At 29.6% G+C, this 25,020-nt stretch carries 23 protein-coding genes; 1 reads left to right on the forward strand and 22 read right to left on the reverse strand.

Annotated elements, in window-relative coordinates; translation table 11 throughout:
* Positions 1 to 35: 35 nt before the first annotated feature.
* From Q4Q35_RS06685 to Q4Q35_RS06785, 21 genes are all read right to left on the reverse strand, one after another.
* Positions 36 to 1,103, reverse strand: a complete 1,068-nt coding sequence (locus Q4Q35_RS06685; protein ID WP_303277176.1) for a hypothetical protein — start codon at positions 1,101 to 1,103, stop codon at positions 36 to 38.
* A gap of 11 nt (positions 1,104 to 1,114) precedes the next feature.
* A complete protein-coding gene (locus Q4Q35_RS06690) occupies positions 1,115 to 2,560 on the reverse strand; it encodes an MBOAT family O-acyltransferase (protein WP_303277177.1) in 1,446 nt (481 codons plus the stop codon).
* A gap of 24 nt (positions 2,561 to 2,584) precedes the next feature.
* On the reverse strand, positions 2,585 to 3,721 hold the full coding sequence (locus Q4Q35_RS06695; RefSeq protein WP_303277178.1) for a glycosyltransferase family 4 protein: 1,137 nt from the start codon (positions 3,719 to 3,721) through the stop codon (positions 2,585 to 2,587).
* A gap of 12 nt (positions 3,722 to 3,733) precedes the next feature.
* Positions 3,734 to 4,945 (reverse strand): hypothetical protein, encoded by a 1,212-nt coding sequence (locus tag Q4Q35_RS06700; RefSeq protein ID WP_303277179.1) that lies wholly within the window; start codon positions 4,943 to 4,945, stop codon positions 3,734 to 3,736.
* Between the two features lie 24 nt (positions 4,946 to 4,969).
* Positions 4,970 to 6,112: a glycosyltransferase family protein gene (locus Q4Q35_RS06705; RefSeq protein WP_303277180.1), complete on the reverse strand. Its 1,143-nt coding sequence runs from the start codon at positions 6,110 to 6,112 to the stop codon at positions 4,970 to 4,972.
* Complete coding sequence (locus Q4Q35_RS06710; RefSeq protein WP_303277181.1) at positions 6,109 to 7,257, reverse strand: glycosyltransferase; 1,149 nt, start codon at positions 7,255 to 7,257, stop codon at positions 6,109 to 6,111. The genes Q4Q35_RS06705 and Q4Q35_RS06710 overlap by 4 nt, the downstream gene beginning before the upstream one ends.
* Before the next feature lie 103 nt (positions 7,258 to 7,360).
* On the reverse strand, positions 7,361 to 8,527 hold the full coding sequence (locus Q4Q35_RS06715) for a polysaccharide pyruvyl transferase family protein (RefSeq protein ID WP_303277182.1): 1,167 nt from the start codon (positions 8,525 to 8,527) through the stop codon (positions 7,361 to 7,363).
* The gene (locus tag Q4Q35_RS06720) at positions 8,490 to 10,019 is read right to left on the reverse strand and encodes an oligosaccharide flippase family protein (RefSeq protein WP_303277184.1); all 1,530 of its coding nucleotides are present in this window, start codon (positions 10,017 to 10,019) and stop codon (positions 8,490 to 8,492) included. Before Q4Q35_RS06720 ends, Q4Q35_RS06715 begins: the two co-directional genes overlap by 38 nt.
* A complete protein-coding gene (locus tag Q4Q35_RS06725; protein WP_303277185.1) occupies positions 10,016 to 11,026 on the reverse strand; it encodes a nitroreductase family protein in 1,011 nt (336 codons plus the stop codon). The genes Q4Q35_RS06720 and Q4Q35_RS06725 overlap by 4 nt, the downstream gene beginning before the upstream one ends.
* Positions 11,027 to 11,142: 116 nt before the next feature.
* Entirely contained in the window at positions 11,143 to 12,387 is a 1,245-nt protein-coding gene (locus tag Q4Q35_RS06730; RefSeq protein WP_303277186.1) for a protoporphyrinogen/coproporphyrinogen oxidase, read from the reverse strand.
* A gap of 221 nt (positions 12,388 to 12,608) precedes the next feature.
* A complete protein-coding gene (locus tag Q4Q35_RS06735; RefSeq protein WP_303277188.1) occupies positions 12,609 to 12,869 on the reverse strand; it encodes a hypothetical protein in 261 nt (86 codons plus the stop codon).
* A 1-nt stretch (position 12,870) separates the two neighbouring features.
* Positions 12,871 to 13,929 carry a GDP-L-fucose synthase family protein gene (locus Q4Q35_RS06740; protein WP_303277189.1) on the reverse strand — a complete coding sequence of 353 codons (1,059 nt, stop codon included), beginning with the start codon at positions 13,927 to 13,929 and terminating at the stop codon, positions 12,871 to 12,873.
* 6 nt (positions 13,930 to 13,935) lie between these two features.
* Positions 13,936 to 15,054: a GDP-mannose 4,6-dehydratase gene (gene gmd / locus Q4Q35_RS06745; protein ID WP_303277190.1), complete on the reverse strand. Its 1,119-nt coding sequence runs from the start codon at positions 15,052 to 15,054 to the stop codon at positions 13,936 to 13,938.
* 30 nt (positions 15,055 to 15,084) lie between these two features.
* Positions 15,085 to 15,942: a dTDP-4-dehydrorhamnose reductase gene (gene rfbD, locus Q4Q35_RS06750; RefSeq protein ID WP_303277191.1), complete on the reverse strand. Its 858-nt coding sequence runs from the start codon at positions 15,940 to 15,942 to the stop codon at positions 15,085 to 15,087.
* The gene (gene rfbC / locus Q4Q35_RS06755; protein WP_303277208.1) at positions 15,939 to 16,484 is read right to left on the reverse strand and encodes a dTDP-4-dehydrorhamnose 3,5-epimerase; all 546 of its coding nucleotides are present in this window, start codon (positions 16,482 to 16,484) and stop codon (positions 15,939 to 15,941) included. Before rfbC ends, rfbD begins: the two co-directional genes overlap by 4 nt.
* Complete coding sequence (gene rfbA / locus Q4Q35_RS06760; protein WP_303277192.1) at positions 16,484 to 17,350, reverse strand: glucose-1-phosphate thymidylyltransferase RfbA; 867 nt, start codon at positions 17,348 to 17,350, stop codon at positions 16,484 to 16,486. The genes rfbC and rfbA overlap by 1 nt, the downstream gene beginning before the upstream one ends.
* The gene (gene rfbB, locus Q4Q35_RS06765) at positions 17,347 to 18,405 is read right to left on the reverse strand and encodes a dTDP-glucose 4,6-dehydratase (RefSeq protein ID WP_303277193.1); all 1,059 of its coding nucleotides are present in this window, start codon (positions 18,403 to 18,405) and stop codon (positions 17,347 to 17,349) included. Before rfbB ends, rfbA begins: the two co-directional genes overlap by 4 nt.
* 3 nt (positions 18,406 to 18,408) lie before the next feature.
* Positions 18,409 to 19,482: a YveK family protein gene (locus Q4Q35_RS06770; RefSeq protein ID WP_303277194.1), complete on the reverse strand. Its 1,074-nt coding sequence runs from the start codon at positions 19,480 to 19,482 to the stop codon at positions 18,409 to 18,411.
* A gap of 13 nt (positions 19,483 to 19,495) precedes the next feature.
* Complete coding sequence (locus Q4Q35_RS06775) at positions 19,496 to 21,181, reverse strand: DUF6909 family protein (protein ID WP_303277195.1); 1,686 nt, start codon at positions 21,179 to 21,181, stop codon at positions 19,496 to 19,498.
* 37 nt (positions 21,182 to 21,218) lie between these two features.
* Complete coding sequence (locus Q4Q35_RS06780; RefSeq protein WP_303277196.1) at positions 21,219 to 22,712, reverse strand: GH3 auxin-responsive promoter family protein; 1,494 nt, start codon at positions 22,710 to 22,712, stop codon at positions 21,219 to 21,221.
* Between the two features lie 3 nt (positions 22,713 to 22,715).
* Positions 22,716 to 23,582, reverse strand: a complete 867-nt coding sequence (locus Q4Q35_RS06785) for a M23 family metallopeptidase (RefSeq protein ID WP_303277197.1) — start codon at positions 23,580 to 23,582, stop codon at positions 22,716 to 22,718.
* Positions 23,583 to 23,698: 116 nt separating this feature from the next.
* Here Q4Q35_RS06785 and tatA point away from each other — a divergent pair, with 116 nt between their 5' ends.
* Positions 23,699 to 23,881, forward strand: coding sequence for a twin-arginine translocase TatA/TatE family subunit (tatA, locus tag Q4Q35_RS06790; protein ID WP_303277198.1), 183 nt, complete (start codon positions 23,699 to 23,701; stop codon positions 23,879 to 23,881).
* Positions 23,882 to 23,952: 71 nt separating this feature from the next.
* Here tatA and Q4Q35_RS06795 read toward each other — a convergent pair whose 3' ends face one another.
* Entirely contained in the window at positions 23,953 to 24,957 is a 1,005-nt protein-coding gene (locus Q4Q35_RS06795) for a DUF4837 family protein (RefSeq protein ID WP_303277199.1), read from the reverse strand.
* Positions 24,958 to 25,020 lie beyond the last annotated feature (63 nt).

The raw sequence follows: 25,020 nt of genomic DNA on the forward strand, positions 1-25,020 counted from the left end.
AAATCCTCTAGTTTCTATGGTTGATGGTTTCATATCTAATTCTTTATTAAAAGATTTTCTAAGACTAATATTTGATTATATAAGGAATGGGTATACTCATCCTTTCTATCTGGGTTGATATGAAGGATATCTAGAAAATCTTCATCTTTATAATTGAAGTTTTCAGGTTCAATTAAATTAATTTTCTGGGTATTTAACCATTTTATAAAAACTTGATTATTTAATTTAGATTTTTGGGTGTTAAAAATTTCTTTCGAAATTGAATGCAATGGGGTTTTAAACAAGACCAACTCTCCACCATTCTCTCTGACGAGATTATTAAGTTCTGAAAGTGAGCTTTCTGCCAAAATTTCCTGTGTTAAATAAGGTTCAGATAAAATTCTTTGTTTTTTTTTCTCAGCACTAATTGCGGCAAACTGAATTGTATTCTCAATATCATCACTTCTTATTCCTCCTGATTCCGAAACATTGGATTGCCCTTTATAAAGCACTTTATCTGCATAATTAAATTTTTCGTTCATGAATAATGCGCACCGATAAGAAGCTGAAAAGTAAAGAACAGTAAGATTTACCTTAACTTTCCAAGAATTTGATGAAACAGACCAAAAATCTTTTAAATCTGAAAAATTCAGATACGGTAAAATAAATTGTGGCTGAGATGAATATTTCATGGTATAGGTTTCGTATACTTTTAGCTGATCTCTTATATATAAATTAGTTAACGAACCCTGACCATAGTATTCCAAAAACACTTTTGAGTCACTTAAAAAATCGGGAGTCTCTCTTAGTTTGCTTTTTAAGGCTTGAATCATAATTCCAGGGGTCATATAACCTCTGGCACTATTTAGGACATTTTTATTTCCTGTTAAATCAGTTAGTAATTCCAGATTGACTAATGCTGCTACTCTAGAACTACCCATGAAAATATAGTCTGGTTTGTCATTAGGTTCTTCTAGAATGCATTTAATAGTTTTACACGATTTATTTCGAAATGTATCTAGCGAAAAAAAGAATAGGGGATCTATAAAAACTCTGGATACTATTTCTAGGATTATTAAAAAAATAAATAGATGCTTAATGATTTTAATAAAAAATGTTTTCAAACCAGATTGTTTTAAAATTGAAAATAAATAAAGTCCTGCTGCTTACCAGAAAACCAAATGGTTAAAATAAGGATTAATGAATAAAAAGAAATTTTAAACATAATATTCCTGTTTTTAACTAAATTTTTCAGCGGGTGTTCACTAAATCTACCAAACCATTCAATAGTAATCATATAAAAAATTAGCAAGACCAATAAACCTAGTTTAAATGTAATCAGTGGGGGCTCAAATAAAGTATCGCTAAATATCCCATTTAAATATTGGAATGCATGAGTAAGTGATTCTGCTCTAAAAAACACCCAGCACAAGGTCACTAAAGCAAAAGTTGATAATATTGAAAAAAACTCTTTAAAAGATGGTAAAAAATAAAAACTATTTGAAATATCATTTGTATACTTCCTATTTTTTTTTTGTATTATTAGAGGTAAAAATAGTAATCCATTTAAACCTCCCCAAAATAAAAACGTCCAGTTTGCTCCATGCCAAAAACCACTGACAAGAAATACTATTAAAACATTTCTTACAATCACCCCTTTAGAAGCTCTACTTCCTCCCAAGGGGATATATAAGTAATCTCGAAACCATGTAGTGAGGGAAATATGCCATCTTCGCCAGAATTCAGCAATATCTCTAGAAAAATAAGGATACAAAAAATTTTTCATAAGTTTAAATCCAAATAATTTCGCTACCCCTATGGCAATATCTGAATATCCAGAGAAGTCACCATAGATTTGAAATGAAAAAAAGATTGCTCCAAGCACTAAAGTGCTTCCATTATAGGATGAGGAATTATTGAATATTTCATTACAAAAAAATGCACAATTATCTGCTATAACAACCTTTTTAAACAATCCCCATAAAATTTGTTTCACCCCGTCAATTGCCAGATCATTTTTGAAAATTCTATTTTTTTGAAATTGTGGTAAAAGATTTGTAGCTCTTTCAATAGGGCCCGCAACTAATTGAGGGAAAAAACTTACAAACGCAGAAAAAGCAATAAAATCTTTAATTGGTTCAAGTTTTCTCTTGTATACATCAATAGTATAACTTAATGTCTGAAAAGTGTAAAAACTAATTCCAACAGGAAGGATAATGTCTAATGAATTTGCGCTTATTTCTTTACCAAAAAATGAAAACGCTGTGATGAAATTATGAAGGAAGAAATTATAGTATTTAAAGAAACCAAGAAATCCTAAATTCATTAAAATGCTTATCCACAAAAGAAGTTTCCTTTTAGTTATGTTCTCTTTTCTTGATAAACCAATACCTATTAAATAATCTACTATCGTGCTAAAAAGAATTAATGATAAAAATCTCCAGTCCCAACAACCATAAAAAAAGTAACTTGAGACAAGAATGAATAAATTCTGAATCTTAAGTGTTTTATTAAATAAAAACCAATATCCTATAAATACAATTGGTAAGAATATTGCAAAGTCAAAGGAATTAAATAACATTGTATATCATTTAGGGTTAGTTTTTTAAGCGTTCTTATTTACATAATTAGGGAAATAATCTGAAAGGATAACTTCTAAATCATTTACTGAGTTTTTCCAGGTGTACTTTTTCAAAATTTCATTTTTAATTAATAATAATTGATTTTGATTTTGATTATCTAAATTAAAGAGGATACGTTGCTTTAATGTTTCAATATTATCCAGAGAAACTAAATCTTCACCGAAGAATTCGAAATCCACCATCGCTGTGTTTTTTGCACACACTACAGGAACACCAATAGCACCCGCTTCTATTGGCGGAATCCCGAAACCTTCCGCCTTAGACAAATAAAGGAACAATGAAGCCTGTTTATAAAAGAATAACAAATCATTTAACTCAACATTAGAAATAAAGTGAATAAACTGCTTTTGTTCCATAGATACCCCCTGGAGCATCTGATCAAGATTGTTATATTTAAGAGATTTATGTCCAATAAATATTATGTGTACCCCTTTCTTTTGAAGTTCCAATTCTAAAAACAATTGAATCATCAAATGATGGTTCTTACGAGGCTCTATTCTACTTACGCATAAGATGTATTTTTCCGGAATCTCTAAGTCATATTTATTCTTACTAACTGGTCTCAAGTTGTGGGCTTTGATAAATAAGTCTGACACACCATTTCTGATTACGTAAATATCTTTTTTTATATTTAGTTTATTCCGAATTTCTAATCGAGAATAATTTGATACTGTGCTGGTAATGTCTGCTAATAAACCATTTATTTTAAATATTATTTTTCTACTGTAGTAATAAGATTTCGGAAATTCTTTTTTGTATGAAAGGAATAATACATCGTGAATGGTTACCAAATATTTACATGAATTCAATTTCAACCAAGGAATCCAATATTGGAAATGTGCCAATTCAATTTTCTTCTTGGCTATTATATATGGGATTTCTAGGTTTAATACTAACATTCTGCTGGGTAGTTTGTAAATATATAAGTCTGTTTTTTCACCAAAATATTCACTAATGCTTAACTCAGCTTCCTTTCTTATTCCAAGAGTTATCTTAATATTAGAATGCGTTTCTAATAACTGTCTGTATAATTCTAAAATAAAGGTTTTTGTTCCTTGATTTTCTTTATGTAAAGTGTATCCATCAACAAATATTTCCATAATGATAAAATTTTAGGATCGGTTATGCCCAAATTTAAATTCCCTAAAAACAGGAATTGTTAAGAGTAACCAGAAAATATACTCAATAGTCGAAGTAATGAAACTCCCAGTAAATTGGTAAATAAAAAGGAATAAAAATAGTGCTAATAAATAATTATTATTGTAAACTTTGTAGTAAATGAATATAATAAATTGGATAAAAAGTCTTATTGTCAAACCAACAAATCCAAAAATTGTCATTGTCTCACCTATGGCATTTGGAATTCTTGCGATATTGGATTTTTGATAATTGAAATAATTATTAAATATATCATTCCCTATGATTTTAATCTGACCCGAACCAATACCAAACAAAGTACTTTTTTCTTTCATAATTTGATATGACACATCTAATGAGCCTATCGTTCTTTGATTAGCTGACCCGTCCTCACCATTAAGAATAGAAACAACTCGAGATAAAATTATTTCAGGGTATAATAAAACTGTGATAATTAAAGCAAAAAAAACAGATGCAGTAACTATCACAACCTTTCTGTTTAATTTCATATAGCTGAAAACTCTTAAAAATCCTACTACACCTAAAGCCATAAATAGAGCAGAAACAACACCAATTGAAGCAGTTGATACAAAAGGTATAACCAAAAGTATAAAATACTTTAAGTCTGATTTATTTGCTTTGCTTTTTATATTTTTAAGCATTGCATAAATTATCCAAGGGGTTAAAAGGTATGCATAAAAAGAAGGTTCATACAATAACCCTCGCATTCTTGGTAGCCCTCCTTCTTCATAATTATAAACTATAAAAACTTTAGAAGGAATATCTAAAAAATATAGAAAGAGACCCACTATATAGAGTACAAAGTTATATTTGACTATAAGTTTATAAAATGCATCAAATTTAATCGAGTTATTTACCAAATATACTCTTGCTGTAATTGCTGTATATGCTACCAATATATAAATCAAACTACTATTCCTATAAGATTCTATATCCACTCCATTATAAAAGTGAATAGCAGAAAACAGACCTAATAACAAAACAAATACAATTAGTATAAAAACAGATTTAGAATTAAGAACCTTAAAAACATAGAAGACAGATAAAAAGTTTATCCATAGTAATGGGGGTGGAAGGAAAACAGCATTAAAGATAAAAAAGGTAAGAATCAACAACTTTCCATTTAAACCTACATTTTCAATTTTATCTTTGTTTAACGATTGCATTATAATTATTGTTAGATTTTAGAATCACAAATTACCTTCCAATATTGAAACTTGCCTATCAAAAGCAAAATCATTCTGTAACTTTTCAAAATTGTTAATCATTTTTTTCGGTGTATTATTAGTAATTCCTTTCAGTACCTTGTTAAAATTCTTTTGATTATAAGTATAACCAATTTGATAATGATTTATATAATGCATAAATAATTCGTGTTCTGGGCACAAAATCAGTTTTGATTTTTCGAAACAATCCCACATTACACCTGATGTTGCATATCTTAAATACGTTCCTGAATAAGGTATGACAATCAAATCTGCTTCGCTCATTAGTTCAACATACAACTCTTGATTAATATATTCGTCTTTTAGAATTACAGAATCAATTTCATTGGCTAAACTCCATAATTCATTTAGATTTTCTTCTACTATTTTACCATATATTTTGTATTCAAATCTAGATTGTATATTTTTTTCTAGTTCTTTAAATTGTTTGAGAAAATTTATTGGGTTTTTATTAGATGAAATAGTGCCTAAAGTTAACAGCTTGATTTTTTCTTGCGAATTTTTGGATTTTGTTAAAGTATCTTTAGAATTGGATGTATGCAAAAACCTGTCAGATAAAACAAAAGTTTTAGATAAATTTAAATATTTAGTGTCTTCTTGATAAATATCTTCGGTAAAGAAAGTTATGTTAGATTTTTTTAAAAATAATTCGAAAATTTTCTTCACAAAATACCTTACTCCTTTAGTTTCATAAAGCCATTTCAAAATTATAACAGAAACCACATAGTTTTTATAGAATAAAAGTACGGGAATCCAAAATGATAATTGTCCCTGTGAAAGAAATATTGTTTTATCTGCCTTAATTCTTTTCAATTGTTTAAGAACAATATAATAATGTAAAAAAGAAGAGATTATTAATTTTAGTTTTTTGAATTTCTCGTTTTTAACTTGAATAAACTTAGTTTGAATATCCTCAATTCTGGAGGAGTTATTGTGAATAATCTGAATTTTATCTGAATTTAAATCCCAGTTTAACTCTGATTTATCTGTGAAATAATATACTTTCTCAATTTTATTGGAAGAACATAAAAGTTTACTAATATACTTAGAGTATCTTTGGTAATGCCCTTTTTCCGCATACAACGGGTCATACAAGATTATTTTCATTTGAGTGATTTTAAAGCTTTATATAGTTCTTCTGAACTATTCTTAACAGAGAACGTATTCCCTATTTGGATTTTAGCATTTTTAGCAAGATTATGTCTTAGTTCTTTGTTATCCAGTAATAACTCAATTTTTTCACTTAAATCCATTTCATTTCCATATTTGTAAATTAATCCGGATTCTTGATGATTAATTAAATATTTTGTGTTCCCAGAATCATTACCTATAACTGCTAAACCACTTAAAATGTATTCAATTGTAACTCTACCAAACGCCTCAAATCTACTGGGTACAATAGCAATATCATATTTAGCCAATAATGAAGAAATATCAGAAGTATAGCCATTAATAGAAATCAAATCTTTGAGATTGTTAGTTTCAATGAATTGCAGAAATGTACTTTCTAAAATACCATCCCCGAATAAATCCAATTTAAAATCAGTTACTCCTCTTTCACTTAACAACTTAACCGCTTTTAACAATTCCATTTGATTTTTATCCTCGTAATAGCGCCCTAAGCAAATTAATTTGATTTTTTCTCTTTTAGCCTTTTTTTCATTGGTGAATTCATCTAGTCTTATGGGGTTTGGAACGACTTTAAGAGAATTTGTATTAAAGTACTTAGAATAGTAGTTTTTGGTGTATTCTGAATTGCAAATAAATAATGACGTATTCTTTTTTAACTTATTGTATGTTTTTTCCGTGCCAAAATCCAATGTAAAATCAAATTGCTCACCAATCACTTCACGAATATGTAAAATATGCTTTACTTTGAGTTTTCTTGAAAGGAATAGCCCATAAAAAGAAGTTAAAGTATTAGTATATACGAAATCAATTTTGCTTTTGTTAAAGAATTGAAGATAAGAGCTAAAAACCATAGCCAAAATTTTATTTACTATATATTTTACATGAGGTTTAATTGAACCTATAACCCCTTTCGTACTAGCTTTTATAAAACAATTAAAAGGTATTTTAAAAAATCGAATGTTCTCTTTCTGAAGTAATAGTTCTAAACTAGGACTCTTTTTATTAATTATAATTAAGGGATCAATAAGATTTTGATTCTTAAGATAAATGATATTCGATAGTAGCGATTTTTCGGCTCCATACCCTTCCACTGGCATTAGAATAAATAAAATCTTATACATTAAAATTATTATTTTAATTATTTAAAACTTACTTTGTTATAAATTTTGTTAAAGTACATATATTCGATTCATTCTTACTATAAACTTATAATATAACAACATATTAAATGTCGCCTTCTATTTTTCTCCAAATTAATTCCCACATGTCTATGTTTTTTTTGACAATATTGTCTTTAGCTTTTAACACTGTATCAATAATAATTTCCCTATTCTCTATATTTAAAAAATCATCAATTCTTACCCAAGAAGCTTCTATATTTTTATGATCTAATAAATTATCATATTGATTATAATCTTTAAAAAGCATTTCATATTTATGACTCCAACTAGTAGCAAGGCAAGGAACACCAGAGTTGAGTGCACTTGCGACACCGTGAAATCTTGATGTAATCACCAAACAACTATTTGATATTTCTGCCTTTACCTTAAGAGCATCATAATTATCATGAATAGGTACAGGATTAATTAGTAAATTATTAATTTGTAAACACAATTTATAATCCCCCTTAGATTCATGGTTTAATAATTTTACTTTAAATCCTTTTTCCTGTATCCTTGTTATCATTTCAACAAAAAAATCTACATAGACATTCTCGCCTATATTTCCAGTATCTATCATACGATAATTAGGTATAATACATACGGTTTTAAGTTTTCCTTTTTCATTATAAGGTATTGAAACGTCACAAAGAGCAGTAAAATCAGGATATAAATATAGTTTTTCCTTATTAAAACCGTTTTTAACCAAATGCTGATAAGAAACTTCATCCCTGGCAAATATCATGTCTACAAACTCATTAAGTATTTTTACAGTTTTTTTGCCAATGGGTTTTTCAAAAGGTCCAAAAGCTTGAGGAAGAAAAATTAGTTTAATATGATTCTTTTTTAAACTTTTATAATAATTAACCTTAAAAGATAATACTTTCTCATTTATACGAAAGCTATCAGTGAATTGAAATCCACTAGCATCAAAGACAACATCTATATCAGAAGGAGCATAATTTCCAGATAAAAAACGATATGGCAGACCCAATCTTCTCAAAATTCCTTCAGCTTTTATAGGGCTTAAAAAATCTCCTGCCCTTAACCAAAATCTTTTTTTAAATTTTAATTTGGTTTTTACATCAGATGATTTGGATGTTCTATAATTATTATCATTAAAAAAGATTTCTGAATTTGGATACTTTTCTTCAATTTGCTCAAGCACACTATAAAGCATTAACTCAGCGCCTTTATTTACGGTATTTGTTCCGTCTATTTGAATTTTCATACAAAATTTTAATTTTTTGTTTTATCAGCTTTTGTTCACTTAAATCCATTCCAAAAACAAAAATAGTACTAATAAATGTAATAACGATTAATGGAATAGAAATTAAAAACCGATTATGTTCAGGTAAAAAACTTACTAAAATAACAGACGTTAGAACTGTAATAAGTGTTGGAATCATTTCTTTATAAAGAACCTTATTTAAGAACAATGAAATTTTAATATCACTAATTTTTGAAAACATAAGAACACGCAAAAAGCTTGCAAATAATTCAAAAAAAGCATAGTTAATAAATACCCAGATAACATCAAACTTCAAATAAAGAATTACAAATGAAATTGGCAACATTAAAATTTTTGACCCCCCAACAATAATATAATAGTTTCGAATATTTCCGATAGCCTGAATCCCAGAAACACATCCTATACTAGCTTGATTAATTAAAATGGCTACAAGTAAAATTCGTAGAATATTCGTAGTGTTTTCTGGCACATCAATCAACCACAAATTAAGAACCAAATGTCCTTCAAAGATCAATGGGAGTGAAAAAATTCCAAAAAGAAAAAAGCTAGCTCTTGATGAAATAAAAGATAAATTTATCATCTTATCTCGCTCACCTGAGCCCTCATTTTTCATTATTTGAGGATTTATGACATTTTGAAGTGTAACTGAAAAAAAATTCAACTGCTCTGAAACTTTCCCAGCTACCCCATAGGCTGCATTTATGGATGTTCCTAATTTAGCATTTAATAATATTGCTATTCCCTGATTTTTCAAGGTCCCTGTTATAGCACCAATTGTATTCCATCCACAAAAACTTATTAATTCTTTTAAAAACTTTTTATCAAGGTGTTTTTTTAATGAAAATGTTATCTCAGGGTATCTTTTAAAACATATTATCGCATATATACTATTTATTATTAATTGTATTGCTACCATTCCTGATCCATAAAACAAAAGCCTATTCCAATTTGTAAATTTCAAAGAAACGCTCAGTATAAATACCAAAATCACTTGAATAAATCCAACTATTGCAATATAGTGCATTTCTTCATGTGCATTTATGGTTGATATGAACGGAACAGATGAAATCGTCATAAAAATACTTAGTAACATGATTCTATATACTAACTTACTAGTATCAACTTCATTAATCACCAATACTTGATTAAATAAATAATCCTCAACTAAAGTTAATAACAAAACAATTGTAATTGCTAAAATTAATTGAAGAACAAACCCATTACAAAATATTTTTTTTTGAAAACTGAGATTATCTTTACCTTGATAATAAGACATATACCTTTGAATTCCAACGCTCATTGCTCCATTTAAAAATGCCAAAGAACTAATTACACCCGCAATAACTATAAAAGTTCCAAATAAATCCTCTCCCAAAAATTCTAAGGCATATCTGGTGGAAATAAGAGATATAGCAATTGATAATATTGATTTTAAATATAAAAACCCTGTATTTTTAATAATTATATTCACTTAATAGGAAGTTCTGAATGATACTTAACAACAGAATCGACAGTCTTTTTTATTGAGCTTGCTATGCCAGAATTTTCAAGAGCATAACCGATAGATAACGTTGTTATACAACTCTGATAAGGTTTTAAACTAAGTTTTTTAGATAAGTTGTTGTTTTTATCTTTAAGATCCCCCCAATTACAAATACAAGAGGATACCCCAAGTGTCTCTAGCGCCAAAACTAAATTCATAACTACCAATCCTCCATCAACAAATATTACATTTTTATCTCTTTCATGAAAATAGTAACTGTAATCACCAATTACGTATATCATTGTATGGATATTTTTTGAAAATGATTGTGCACCATCAGGAGTATAATCACATCCATGAATATTCTTATTACCTTCAATTATAAAAAAACTAAAAGGTTGACGATTGCATGCACTTGGAGCATATAATGCAGCCTTAACAGCCTTTTCTATAAGCTCTCTAGGCACTACCTTGTTTGTATAATATCTTATAGATCTCCGATACTTATTCAGGTCCAAGTAATCATCGTAACTAATTGAACATATTTTGTTTTGAGCTTTATAAGGTTTAGCCTTTTCATTAATCTCATATTTACCAAGTAAATTAAAATGATTAAAAGCAGACTTAATTATGTTTGTATGCTCTACTTTATCGAAATAGTCTTGTAATACATTACTAGCCCATAATATCAAGTTTTCATCGTTAGGGTTAATAATCATAGCTCCATAGGATTCAATCGTTTCTTTAATATAACCTTCAGCGAAAAAAGGCTTAGATGGAGTGGTTATTAATCCTTTTTCAATTCTATGAATAGACCTACGGAAATTACCAATATTATTGGTATTCAATCTATTCTCATGAATACCAGATAAAATAGCATAATGTACATTATCAAATCTATTTGAAAATAGAAAATAATATAATGTCGATAGCCTTGGGCTAATTAGACCTATCTTAATTAAGATATTACGGATTTTTTGTTTTATTTCTAACATTTATATTCTATTCTAGAATTTTAATATTTTTTATTTTTAGTCTCATTTTATTTCACCATTATTAATGTGTTTCTAAATTTAATATTACTCATATCTTATATAACAATCCACATTCATTAAATATCAAAAATCTTTTTAGATAAATCTATTGCTGCCCCTATTGCAGCATCCATATTATAGTACTCCCATTCTGCAAAACGTCCTGATAAATACAACCCTTCTTTTTCTGTAATACCTTTAATTTCAGAAATTAAAGATCTGGTTGTAACATCCTGAATAGGGTATGTGTATTTCGTATATTTATGTGATATATATTTTGGTGTAAAAGGAATATCTTTTAATTGTTCTTTAATCGTGTCTTCTGAAACATAATCAGTAAATTCTACTGTTGCTGACATGATTCCTTCTTTATTATTATTTTTTGAAAAGTTTCCGGTACAAATTATGCGATGGGCATCATACTTTACGTTGGGCATATATATCCAACTATAATCATTAGGGTCTACTTCACACAAAACCGTAGTGGTTCCGTGAAAATCTAATGATTTAATATTTTCTTCATAGTTTTCTAAAAAATCATTTTTTAACATTGATGCCAATGATTTGATGTTTCCTGCAAAAAAAATCATATCAAATTCTTTATCAGAATTTACAATCCATTTGTTCGTTTCTTTATCTTTTAACAAGGCTTCAACAGGGGTACTTAAATTAATATTTAATCCTTCAGATAATCGATCTGCTAAAAACTGAGAGCCATTAACTTTGGGATAAAAGAAAGAACTATGTACCATATTCATTTCTTTCTCCTTTTTAATATTATTGTAAAGAATCTCTTCAATTTTAGGCATAGGCAACTTTCCTTCTAACCAAGTTAAAGGCACCTTACTTAAATCTTTTTTCCATATCTTCTCATTATATGGCTTGAAATAAGCTTCGTATAACGTTAAACCGAATTTACCTTTAAGAAATTGCTCAAAATTTTGAGGTTCTTCATTTGACTTATTCAAGTCTAACAAATCATTTATAACTTTCTTGGTAGTACCATTATTCATTTGATACAAGTGGTTTTCTATTGGATAGCCAATTGGCTTATCTATATACACTACAGCATTCCTATTACTTTTAGTAAACTCTTTATCTTTATCAAAAAAATTCCAAAACCAATCTAATACATCTTGCCGTTTAGAATTAAAAACGTGACCTCCAACCAGATGATATAAATTACCATCAATTACATCACATTTGATTAAACCACCGGGTCTACTTTCTTTTTCAAATAATTCAACCTCAAATTTACCTTTAAAATTATGAGCCAATGTCATTCCAGATATACCACTTCCAATAATCGCTATTTTTTTCATTTTTATCTTTTTTAAATTCAATAGAACAATATCTATTCATACTTATCTTTAGAATATACAATCCCTATACATTAAACACTTTAATCATCTTAATTTTAATAAGTTCATGTTTAAACTGGCAAGATATTTTGTAAGCTCATTCATCAATAAAATAGATTATAAACTTTAAAAGTGAACTCGAAAACAAAAACAGCTTATTTTAAGACTACCTTTTATTAAATTCACATATTGCCCCGAAATAAATTTAAAATTTGAGTTGGAGGAAATCTTAAGATTAACTTTATAACATCTTTAGTTAAATTTTCTATAAAATCGATTTTAGTTAGTCGTATTTTTTTATAAAATTTTTTATTACCCAAATCTTCTTCATCTAAAACTAAATCTGAAATCGGCTTTGCGTTGCAGAACAACACAAAATTTACGTTTTTTTCATTTTCACAAAGTACTAACTCTTCTCGAATATTTACAAGAATTTCATTCATTCTATTTTGATTCATAATGATTCAAAAACCAATTATACATTTTCTTAACGCCAGTTTCAAGGTCTGTTCGATATTTCCAACCTAAACTGTTTAACTTAGAAACATCGGTTAGTTTTTTCATAGTTCCATCAGGCTTTTCAGTATTAAAGGTCAGTTCTCCATGAAAACCAATAACTTTTTTAATAGTTTCAGCTAAGTCCTTAATTGAGATATCTATCCCTGTACCAATGTTTATATGAGTATTCCTAATTTCATTTTTAGCACCACCATAGGTATCCACAAAATCTCTATTTTCCATTATAAAAACGCATGCATCGGCCATATCTTCAGACCACAAAAACTCTCGTTTTGGTTTTCCAGTACCCCAAATTTCAACACTGTTTTCCGTAACCCCAAAGCTAGTGAGATACATCTCTGCTTGACTTATGGTATTAACATCTAAATCTGTTAAGATCTCATCAAATTTAGACTCAGATAAAAGTTTAGCCAAATGAATTTTTCTAATTAATGCAGGAAGCACATGGGATTTTTCTAAATCAAAATTATCGTTAGGACCATATAAATTAGTAGGCATTACGGAAATAAAGTTTGTTCCGTATTGCAAATTATAGCTTTCACACATTTTTATACCTGCAATTTTTGCAATGGCATAGGGTTCGTTGGTATATTCTAAGGTATCTGTCAACAAACAATCTTCTTTCATAGGCTGCGGTGCATTCTTGGGGTAAATGCAAGTGCTTCCTAAAAACAACAATTTTTTAACCCCATGAACATAACTTTGATGAATGACATTATTCTGTATCATCATATTATCATAAATAAAATCTGCTCTATATATGTTATTTGCAACTATGCCTCCTACTTTTGCCGCTGCTAAAAAAACAAAATCTGGTTTTTCTTTTTCAAAAAAATGAGCAACATTTGCCTGCACTGTTAAATCAAGCTCCTTATGAGTCCTAGTAATTATATTAGTGTACCCCTTGTCTTTTAAGTTTTCTAGAATGGCACTTCCTACAAGCCCCCTGTGTCCCGCAACATAAATCTTGGTATTTTTTTCCATATAGATTTATTCAAAGTAGTTATTGATCCTATATCCTCCATCTTTAAGGAATTGCTGTTGCTTCATTAGCTTAAGGTCGCTTGTCATCATATCTTCAACTAAAGCTTCCAAATCATATTTGGGCACCCAACCAAGTTTTTCTTTTGCCTTTGTAGCATCTCCTATCAATAAGTCTACCTCTGTAGGTCTATAATATTTCGGGTCAACGGCTATGACTTCTTTTCCTATTTCTAGTTGATATTCAGAATGTGAACAAGATTTCACATAACCTTTTTCATCTGAACCTGTTCCTTTAAACTCTAATTCCATTCCAATATGAGCAAAACTCATTTTTACAAAATCTCTAACTGTTGTTGTTTTATTAGTAGCAATTACCCAATCTTCTGCTTTATCTGCCTGAAGTATCAACCACATCATTCTTATATAGTCTTTGGCATGCCCCCAGTCCCTTTGGGCATCAAGGTTCCCTAAATATATTTTATCCTGCAAACCTAAAGCTATTCTTGAAGTTGCCCTAGTGATTTTTCTCGTTACAAAAGTTTCCCCTCTTATAGGTGATTCGTGATTAAACAAAATACCATTACAAGCATAAATACCATACGCTTCTCTATAATTTACAGTTATCCAATAAGCATACATTTTTGCAACTGCATAAGGGCTTCTTGGATAAAATGGTGTTGTTTCGGTTTGAGGTACTTCTTGAACTTTTCCATAAAGCTCTGAAGTAGATGCTTGATATATTCTTGTCTTTTTTTCCAACCCTAAAAACCTTATCGCTTCTAATAGTCTCAAAGTACCTATTCCATCCGCATTAGCAGTATATTCTGGCATTTCAAATGAAACGTGCACATGACTCATGGCGGCTAAATTATAAATTTCATCAGGTTGGACTTCCTGTATAATTCTTGTTAAGTTGGTACTATCGGTTAAATCACCATAATGCAAAAAGAAATTTCTATCCTCAACATGAGGGTCTTGGTATAAGTGATCTATCCTGTCTGTATTAAATAAAGATGACCTTCTCTTTATACCATGTACCTCATATCCCTTCTTAAGTAAAAACTCACTTAAATAAGCACCATCTTGTCCTGTTACTCCTGTTATTAGAGCTATTTTATTTTTCATTTTTTAAATGGTTTTATTCAAAATTTAACATTAGTTTAATCTTGATAACGTTTTTTTTAAACTCTCTTTCCAATGAGGAATTTCAATGTTAAATGTTTTATTGATTTTCGTTTTATCTAAAACACTATACAATGGGCGTTTTGCAAGTGTAAGATAATCTTTGGTCTTTATTGGTGTTAGCTTAATAGCTATTTTACTTTCTTCAAAAATGGCTTTTGCAAAATCAAACCAGCTTATTGAACCTAAATTGCTATAATGATAGGTTCCATAACTTTGGGGAGTTTCTCTTATAATATTTAATATTACTACCGCCAAATCTCCTGCATAAGTTGGTGTTCCTACTTGATCACTTATTATACTTAACTCTTTTTTATCCTTTGAAAGTCTTAACATAGTCTTCACAAAATTATTCCCATGCTCTGAATACAACCAAGACGTTCTTATTATAATGTAGCGTTTAAGAATCTGTTTTATTTCTATTTCACCTTTCAATTTTGTATTTCCATAAACACTTAAAGGGTTTGGTTGCTCTAACTCATTATAAGGATCTGTTTTTTCTCCATCAAAAACAAAATCGGTAGAAATGTGAATTAGTACTGTTTTATATGAAATACAAACAGTTGCTAATTTTTTTGCTCCTAGAGCATTAATCTCATAAGCATTTGCTTTGTCTTTTTCGGCACTATCTACATCTGTATATGCTGCACAATTGATACAGTAATCTATTTTCTCATTGGATTCAAAAAAAATCCGTATCTGATCCAAATCACAAATATCTAACTCTTGATAATCTGTATATATAAAATTTAAATTATCATATTGCTTTTCAATATCTTTTATACAATTTGCTAATTGTCCGTTACTTCCTGTAACCAAAACATTTATCATAAATCAGCTTTTTTAAAAGTTGGTAATTCCAAGTCCTTTTCGGAAACTATGAATTCCCTTTCATCTAATTTCCAATCAATATTCAGGTCTTTATCATTAAAAATGATGCCTCCTTCGGCAGCTTTATTGTAAAAATTATCACATTTATATGAAAAAATAGTATGATCTTCTAAAACAATAAATCCATGCCCAAATCCACGAGGAATAAATAGTTGTACTTTATTATCTTCCGAAAGCTCAATAATAATATGCTCTCCAAACGTTGGAGAGTCCTTTCTTAAATCTACAGCAACATCTAACAATTTACCTTTTACTACCCTGACTAATTTAGCTTGCGCATGCTCTCCAATTTGATAATGTAGACCTCTTAGTACGCCTTTAGATGATTTTGATTCATTATCCTGAACAAAACTCACATTTATTCCTGTTAATTCATTAAAAGTTTTTGCATTAAATATTTCAAAAAAATAACCTCTATTGTCTTCAAAAATCTCAGGCTCTATTATAAAACACCCGTTTAATTTAGTTTCTTTTATTGTCATCATTTATTATTCAACAGCCCCAAAAGGTTCGACCCATAACCACTTTTAAGCAATGGTTTTGCTAATCTTTTAAATTTGGCTTCATTAATGTATTCCATTTCAAAAGCCGCAACTTCAATAGAACCAATTTTTAAACCTTGTCGTTCTTCAATCACTTCAACAAATTGACATGCCTGCATTAAAGATTGAAAAGTCCCTGTATCTAACCATGCAGTTCCTCTATCTAAAATACTAACATTTAATTTACCTGCTTCAAGATATTTTCTATTTACATCTGTAATCTCAAGCTCTCCTCTTGAGCTTGGCTTTATGTTTTTTGCTATTTCCACAACATTATTATCATAAAAATAAATTCCTGGAACAGCAAAATTTGACTTAGGGTTATCTGGTTTTTCTTCTATAGATATTGCCTGTCCATTTTTATCAAAATCAACAACACCATAACGCTCTGGGTCATGTACTCTATAAGCATATATTACTCCTCCGTCTGGGTCATTATTGTTCTGTAAAAGTTTAGAAAGCCCTGAACCATAGAAGATATTATCTCCTAAAATTAAAGCTACTTTATCTTTTCCAATAAATTCTTCTCCTATAATAAAGGCTTCTGCCAAACCGTTTGGTGCATCTTGCGTAGCATATTGAAAAGAACAACCATATTTTTTACCATCACCAAGTAAATCCTTGAATAAAGGCAAGTCTTTAGGTGTAGATATAATTAATATTTCACGAATTCCGGCATACATTAATGTAGAAAGCGGATAATAAATCATTGGCTTATCGTAAATAGGCATTAGCTGTTTGCTTATTGACAAAGTTAATGGATGTAATCGTGTTCCTGAACCTCCGGCTAATATAATTCCTTTCATTCGATAGCTAAATTATTATATTGTTTTTCATAGTATGATTGATAATTTCCACTAGTTATATTATTTAACCAATCTTCATTGTTTAAATACCAATCAATCGTTCTTTTTAAACCTTCTTCAAAATTAACAGATGGCTTCCAACCTAATTCGTTTTTTATTTTTGATGCATCAATAGCATATCTTAAATCATGACCAGGTCTATCCTTAACAAAAGTTATTAGTTTTTCCGAACTACCTATGGTACGATCAAGTTTTTCATCCATTTGTCGACATAATAACTTCACAAGGTCAATATTCTTCCATTCATTAAAACCACCTATATTATATGTTTCAGAAATTTTTCCTTTATGAAATACCAAATCGATTGCAATGGCATGATCTTTAACATATAACCAATCTCTGGTATAGTTTCCATCTCCATAAACAGGAAGCTGTTTTTTATGAATAATATTATTAATAAACAATGGGATTAATTTTTCAGGGAACTGATTCTGCCCATAATTATTCGAACAATTAGTAATAATATAAGGCATATCATAAGTCTCCCCATATGCTCTTACAAAATGATCTGAACTTGCTTTTGAAGCAGAGTAGGGTGAATTAGGGTCATAAGAAGTAGTTTCTGTAAACAACCCCGTTTTACCTAACGTACCATAAACCTCATCCGTACTTATATGGTAAAAAAGTTTCTTTTCGAAATTGTTTCTCCAACAACTTTTAAAAGCATTTAAAAGATTTACAGTACCGATAACATTTGTTTTAACAAATGCAAGCGGATCTTTAATAGATCTATCAACATGAGATTCTGCTGCTAAATGTATAACTGCATCGAATTTATATTTCTCAAACAACTCATTTATGAAATCACCATTGGTAATATCTCCTTTTATAAATGAATAATTTGACCTGCTTTCTATATCTTTTAAATTTTCTAAGTTGCCTGCGTAAGTAAGTGCATCAATATTAAAAATATTGTAATTTGGGTACTTTTCTACAAAAAGTCTTACTAAATGAGATCCTATAAACCCAGCTCCTCCAGTTATTAAAATCGTCATTTATTATATTTTATCTTTATAGCGTTCTAAAAATTTAACAACGTTAAATCCTAATAAAACTATAAACGTGAACATAGTCAATATAATCGCATAGAATAACTTTGGACTTATCATAATACCAAATAATTCTTTTTTATCATCTATTGTTCCACTATCTTGTTTACTAGATGTGATTTCAATGATATGTTTCTTATCAGCTATTTCTCTCTCAATTTCAACTAATTCTCGCCTTAGTTCTAAATCTTTATTATAAAGTTCAAATTCTTTGGTAGAGCTTTGATTCCCTTTATTAGCTATAGTAATTTGGGTCTGAGAATCATTATTATTTTCTGCTGATTTTACTATGGCTTTTTGGTAAACAGCTAATAATGTATCCGATTTAATTAATCCTTTAAAAATTGCTGAAGCCTGCGCTTTTAATTCCCTTAAATCTTTTTCCTGTTCTTGTTTAAAATATACATTTGAATTAATATTCGAAATAATCTTATGAAATACGGTCTTAAAATTATTTCGCTCTTTAGCTTTAATAGTTATTTGTTGATATTGGTGATGGTAATCTTTTGAGTTTTTCAAAAAGGTTTTATAATCTAATATTTTTGTTAATGATGTATCAAGTGTTTTAAGATACGCATGGAACTCTTGAAGTTTTTGGTTTTCACTAATAGTAGGCTCTATTTCAAAATTTAGAATAGATTCTGCTTCTTCTGATTTAACACCTAAAACAGTCTTTAAAATATTTACATCTTGTTTTATTAAATCATTATAATAGTCAATCACGTTATATAAATTCTCTCCTGTATTATAGTTCTGTTTTACTGTAATAGAAGATTTATAAACAGGTTCAGACGTTTTTTCCAACACTATTCCCAAAATAACTCCAACAATGCCAGCTATTGCTAATTTTAAAACATGTTTTTTTACAAAAAACACCAGCCAGACAAATGCTAAAAAAAGCTTATTGAAAATGCTCCCTATAAAGCGAAAGAAATTGCTAAAAACATTCCCTATTAGCTTAAAAAGTTGTCCTAAATCTACTTCTTCAGACTGCTGTGGTGGTTGTGGCAAATCTTTACTCATAAGTATTCATATATTAATTAAGTATTTGTTTTAATATCGTTCTTGTTATTAAATATGTTGGTCTAACCCCAGAAGTCCCTAAGCCTCCCGAAGCAAGTGTAGCTCCTGTTTCCAAGGGGTTATCACTGGCATAATAAGCATATCTTACTTTTACATTGGGACTAATACTTCCTCTAACTTTTGAAGCTGCTTGTATCGCCTTTTGATAATGTGCTCCTTCCATTTCCAATCCTATCACCTGCCAAGTCGAATTATAAAAGAATTTCAAAATGTCTTTATTTTGTAATGATGTCCCTAAAACAGTAATCATAGATCCTTCGTAAATATCGACGCCTTGTCCTTCTAAATCTTCTTTTTTAAGCTCATTTGTAAACGGGTAATTATCGGCAGTACCTTCAAAAATATGTGCCGAAGGAATCATAATATCTCCTTTACCACCTTCTAAAATACCTGCTTTACCCATAATGGATATCGATTCTACATTCAAATGCATTTTCTTATCCTTATTATATGGTTTCAATAACTCGTCAATGGTTTCATATGCTTGCTCTCCAAAAGCATAATCCATCACTAATATAACAGGTTTTTTTTGTTTTAATACATTTTCATTAATTTCAATATCTGTTTTTGAAGCATCTATTTTACTGGTATCGAAAATCTGAACATCCACATTAGTTCCAGATGTGTCTTTAATATAAATCATTCCTTGGGGTAACGCTTCTTTAGTTACTTTATTTCGAAGCCCTTCATTTTCTTTCTTGCTCAAAGACTCATATACCTCAAAAATATCTTTTTTAGGCATCTTTATTTTTAAAGCATTTGATGCAAAAAGCGTATTCATAACGCTATGCATATTGGCACTTATTATATGTATCGGTCTTTCCAATAAATCATTTTTAAACAAAGTTTCCTTTATGGTATCTGCCCAAATTTCTCCATGTATATGATGCCCTATCCGTTCTCTTAGAACAGGGCTAAATGTTACAGTTCTTTTATTATTGTGTATTTGTTCTTCTATGGCTAATTTACCTAACCAATATACTATATGAAGAAATCTTTCCGGTTGTGAAGGCGTGGCAAACTCATCATAAACAGATCTTAATTCATTAAACGTTCTGCCTAATATATTAGCGGCATGAGTTATGGCAACTTCGCGCTCATCCTGCGAAAGTTTCTTTTTTGATAAAACGGCTTTTTCAAGCTTTATCCAATCCCTTGTTGTTACACCTTCTTCATTAATTAAAACACGACTACTTATTTTATGAGACTCTATAAAAAGAAATGTAAGGTGCGTTAAAATATCGTAGATTTCCGACCTTCCTCGAGTAATCTCAATATTCATTTGTTCTGCATCAATTCTATAGCAATTTCGACGTCTTTTTTCTGGAATTATAGGCTTAAAATGAGAATTCCCATAACCTTCATCACTCGTTAAATTAATAAAAGTACACTCTTCAATTCCAGTAGGAAGTCTATCTATTACATAAAGTAACCCTTCTAATTCGGCTTTTTCTTCTCCTATTGATCCATATATTTCTGGGCGTAAAAGCAATAAAGACTGTCGTAAAGTTTCTCCCGAAATACCCATAGGCTTATAAAACCCTCTATTAAACAAATGACGCATAGTTATATACATCCTCTCAATAGCGTTAGAGCTTTCCTGAGCTCTCGTTCTAGAATGATGCTTTTTATTACTCATTTGCCTTTTTTTCTCCCCAAAGATAGTATTATTTAGCTTAATTCTTACGAGGAAACTGTTCAACTATTTTTCTATCATTCGATAATCTTGGCAGTTTATTTTGTCCTCCCAATTTTCCAATGGATTTCATATACTCTTGGAAACCTCCTTTTTTAACCTTAGTTATTTTAAGAGATTGCAGCACTTTACCATCTATTAAATCGAAATAATATGAGTTTTGTTTTTGAAGCGACTCATCAATTTTTTTAGCTAAGTACAAAATATCTTCAGGTTCATTTTCAAATTCTATAAACCATTCATGGTATGGTAATCCTTCTTTTGGATTTATTTGAGGGGCCACCGTAAACTCAGAGACACTAATACTTGAATCTAAAAGGGCTTCTTGCATTGCTTGTTCCACTTCTTTACCTATGACATGTTCTCCGAAAGCCGAAATAAAATGTTTTATACGTCCGGAAACAATAACCCTATAAGGTTTGGTTGAAGTAAACTGAACGGTATCCCCAATATTATATGCCCAAAGACCAGCATTCGTAGAAATAATCATCACATAGTTTACGCCAATTTCAACATCTTTAATGGTAATTCTTTTAGGATTGTCATCGAAGAACTCATCCGCTTTAACAAACTCATAAAAGATTCCAGAGTTCAGCTGAAGCAACATGCCTTTTTCTTTTTGAGTGTCTTGAAATGCAAAAAAGCCTTCACTGGCTGGATATAATTCTATACTATCAACCTTTCTTCCTATTAAGTTTTCAAACTTGGCTCTATAAGGTTCATAATTCACTCCGCCAAAAATGAATAAATTAAAATTCTTAAAAACATCGCCTACTCTTTCACCTGTTTTTTGTTGAAGTTTTTCAAAATACATTTGAACCCAGGAAGGAATGCCGGAGATAATAGTCATATTCTCAGGTAATGTTTCTTCAACAATAGCATCTACTTTTGTTTCCCAATCTTCAATACAATTGGTTTCCCATGACGGTAATCTGTTTTTTTGAAGATATTTAGGAACATAATGCGCTACAATACCAGAAAGTCTCCCTAATTGTATGCCATTTTGCTCATTTAGGACAGGGCTTCCCTGAAGAAAAATCATTTTTCCGTCTACAAATTTACTATTTCCTGTTTCATAAATATACATTAATATAGCATTTCGAGCTGCCTCAATATGACTAGGCATGCTTTCTTTAGTTATAGGAATATATTTTGATCCTGAAGTTGTTCCTGATGTTTTAGCAAAATAAATAGGTTTTCCTTTCCAAAGAATATCTTTTTCTCCTGCTACTACTTTTTCTACATACGGTCTAAGCCCCTCGTAATCTCGAATTGGAACTTTATTAATAAAATCTTCATGAGAATTTATGCTTACGAAATCATGGTCTTTTCCAAACGTGGTTCCTGTGGCTTTTGAAATTAAGCTTTGAAACACCTTATCTTGTGTCTCAACTGGGTTGTTCGCCCATTTTTGAATGTTTTTATAAATACGTCTTGCAAATGGTTTTGCAAGAGCTGATTTTAATGATATCATCTATTATTTAAAATCTATAAAATTTGTTGGATTAATAGGGTAACCATCATTCCATAGCTCAAAATGCAAATGAGGCCCTGTTGATAACTCTCCTGTATTTCCTGCTGTAGCAATAACTTCTCCTGCTTTAACCAAATCGCCTTGTATTTTTGTTAGTGCTGCATTGTGTTTATAAATAGAAATTAATCCATAACTATGTTCTATAATAATAACATATCCTGTGCTGGCTGTCCATTCTGCAAAAATCACAATGCCGTCTGCTGTTGCTTTTATAGGTGTATCTTTTGCTAGCACAATATCTACAGCAAAATGTTTTTCTTTTAAATTATAAGGCTCGCTTATAGTACCATTTGCAGGTGGGAATAACACAAAATTAGCTGATGATGTAGCAGACTCAAATAAATTGTATTTGTCTTCTTTATCTATTTTATCTCTTAAAATAGAATCTTCTGATATAGGCGCTAAGTCAACTTCACTCGCTTCAGTCCTAACAGCTTCTATAATCGAATCTTTATTAAAATCACTTGCACTTACATCGCCTTTTAACACTTTTTTTATCGACGTATAATATAGTTCATTCATAGCTATAACCCGCTGCAAAGAATCTGTTTTGTAATTTAACTCAGTGGCTTGCTTTTTTAAAGCTGTTGATGAATACCCCGGGATATATTCCCTAAGTGCCGTATAGGCTATTAATATATATGTGAAAGCTATTAAAAAGACAGCTAGAGAAGAACTTAAAACAAAAACATTTAACCGTGTTAATTTAAACGACAAACGTTCTTCGAATGTGTTTTCATTAAGTATTACCAGCCGATACTTGTCTAATAATTTTCGCTTTATCTTTTTAGGTTTCTTCTTTTCTTCCATTTAGAGCAAAATTAAATAAAATTATTACAAGACCTAATTTGTCTTTGTACTAAAGTTATGCTTAAAACGGTATTATTAAACATTAATTATTAACTTTGCACTATAAAATAATTATTATGAGTTTATATATGTTACCATTACTTGTTGGTTGGCCTCAAATAGTTTTAATTGCTGTTGTTGTTTTACTATTATTTGGAGGAAAAAAGATTCCTGAATTGATGAAAGGTCTAGGTAGCGGTATTAAAGAATTTAAAGACGCTAGTAAAGAAGAAGAACCAAAAGAAGATAAAAAAGAATAATTGCTTTTAATAAAAAAATCCGAAGTTAATAACTTCGGATTTTTTTATTATTTGAAAGTTATTTATTTGACTTAATCAATTTTAATAGATTTAATAATAGCTTCTAACTCCAACATATAGTTTCGTTTCTCTACAGATGGTGCAAATATAAACCCTTCAACACCTATCCATCGTTTGTTTATTTTATCCTCAATAGTATAATTAATAAATGGACCTCCCATAAAATCATTAGTTAATTCCCAAACACCTTTGGTTTCAAAAGCTGGTTTATTATCTAAAATAATTTCACCAGAAAAAGGTGTATATGCATCTTCTGTAACCATAAAAGAATTAATTGTATTTCCATCAGCATCTACAGTTTCATCTAATCGTCCTTTAAAATACATTTTCCCAATAGAGTCTCTAATTTTAATTATCTGCATAACAGTACTATCATTCTTTTTTAAAGCTTCAAAAGGCAATTCATAAATCATTAAATGCGAATGCCCTGTTGTAATATCTTTTCTAAACCAAAAGAAATTATCAGTCTCCTTAGCAATTTTATATATAGATGGAAATTCAATTGTCAATCCTAACTTTTCTTTAATTGATGTAAAACTATGTATTGATTTACTCATTTGGCGTTGCCTTTCAGCAATCTCCATATTTCTAAAAGTTTCAATTATTTTATCTCCATTTTCTTTTACTACATCAATAATATCTTGTTTTCTTTTACCTGAAATTACTATAACTTTTTGTGGTTTTGCATAAACATTATTAGCGATTTTTATACCTTTTTCTTTGTTAGTTTCTATTTTTAAAACCGTCCTGTTTTTTGTCACAAATCCAGAAAAAACAGAAGGAGGGATTTGACTCATTGTAAATGTTGGTTCATCTTGTGGCAATCCATAAATGGGCTTAGCAAGCACCGATCTTATAGCTTCTCCCACACTGCCTTTCCACAAGTCATTCTCTGCAACAATCGATACGCTATTAATCGCTCCAGAAGCATCTGGTATAAGTCTCTCGTTCGAAGATTTTTTGTTTTCACAAGAAAAAATAAATAATAATGATACTAAAAAAAGAATATGTTTCATCTGTTTAATTTTTTTATTGTTTTATAAGATCAGACCTGCCTGACGGTAAGTATAACTGTTTTG

It is taken from the genome of Flavivirga aquimarina (assembly GCF_030540835.1).
Taxonomy (GTDB): domain Bacteria; phylum Bacteroidota; class Bacteroidia; order Flavobacteriales; family Flavobacteriaceae; genus Flavivirga; species Flavivirga aquimarina.

Bases quoted from the DNA above. Each gene is read 5' to 3' on its own strand.
- Q4Q35_RS06780 (WP_303277196.1), bottom strand. From the start codon at position 22,712: ATGATATCATTAAAATCAGCTCTTGCAAAACCATTTGCAAGACGTATT.
- Q4Q35_RS06785 (WP_303277197.1), bottom strand. From the start codon at position 23,582: ATGGAAGAAAAGAAGAAACCTAAAAAGATAAAGCGAAAATTATTAGAC.
- Q4Q35_RS06710 (WP_303277181.1), bottom strand. From the start codon at position 7,257: ATGTATAAGATTTTATTTATTCTAATGCCAGTGGAAGGGTATGGAGCC.
- Q4Q35_RS06770 (WP_303277194.1), bottom strand. From the start codon at position 19,482: ATGAGTAAAGATTTGCCACAACCACCACAGCAGTCTGAAGAAGTAGAT.
- Q4Q35_RS06740 (WP_303277189.1), bottom strand. From the start codon at position 13,929: ATGGAAAAAAATACCAAGATTTATGTTGCGGGACACAGGGGGCTTGTA.
- gmd (WP_303277190.1), bottom strand. From the start codon at position 15,054: ATGAAAAATAAAATAGCTCTAATAACAGGAGTAACAGGACAAGATGGT.
- tatA (WP_303277198.1), top strand. From the start codon at position 23,699: ATGAGTTTATATATGTTACCATTACTTGTTGGTTGGCCTCAAATAGTT.
- rfbD (WP_303277191.1), bottom strand. From the start codon at position 15,942: ATGATAAATGTTTTGGTTACAGGAAGTAACGGACAATTAGCAAATTGT.
- Q4Q35_RS06705 (WP_303277180.1), bottom strand. From the start codon at position 6,112: ATGAAAATAATCTTGTATGACCCGTTGTATGCGGAAAAAGGGCATTAC.
- Q4Q35_RS06730 (WP_303277186.1), bottom strand. From the start codon at position 12,387: ATGAAAAAAATAGCGATTATTGGAAGTGGTATATCTGGAATGACATTG.
- Q4Q35_RS06735 (WP_303277188.1), bottom strand. From the start codon at position 12,869: ATGAATGAAATTCTTGTAAATATTCGAGAAGAGTTAGTACTTTGTGAA.
- Q4Q35_RS06690 (WP_303277177.1), bottom strand. From the start codon at position 2,560: ATGTTATTTAATTCCTTTGACTTTGCAATATTCTTACCAATTGTATTT.
- Q4Q35_RS06795 (WP_303277199.1), bottom strand. From the start codon at position 24,957: ATGAAACATATTCTTTTTTTAGTATCATTATTATTTATTTTTTCTTGT.
- Q4Q35_RS06695 (WP_303277178.1), bottom strand. From the start codon at position 3,721: ATGGAAATATTTGTTGATGGATACACTTTACATAAAGAAAATCAAGGA.
- Q4Q35_RS06715 (WP_303277182.1), bottom strand. From the start codon at position 8,527: ATGAAAATTCAAATAGACGGAACAAATACCGTAAATAAAGGCGCTGAG.
- rfbC (WP_303277208.1), bottom strand. From the start codon at position 16,484: ATGACAATAAAAGAAACTAAATTAAACGGGTGTTTTATAATAGAGCCT.
- Q4Q35_RS06775 (WP_303277195.1), bottom strand. From the start codon at position 21,181: ATGAGTAATAAAAAGCATCATTCTAGAACGAGAGCTCAGGAAAGCTCT.
- Q4Q35_RS06700 (WP_303277179.1), bottom strand. From the start codon at position 4,945: ATGCAATCGTTAAACAAAGATAAAATTGAAAATGTAGGTTTAAATGGA.
- rfbA (WP_303277192.1), bottom strand. From the start codon at position 17,350: ATGAAAGGAATTATATTAGCCGGAGGTTCAGGAACACGATTACATCCA.
- rfbB (WP_303277193.1), bottom strand. From the start codon at position 18,405: ATGACGATTTTAATAACTGGAGGAGCTGGGTTTATAGGATCTCATTTA.
- Q4Q35_RS06725 (WP_303277185.1), bottom strand. From the start codon at position 11,026: ATGTTAGAAATAAAACAAAAAATCCGTAATATCTTAATTAAGATAGGT.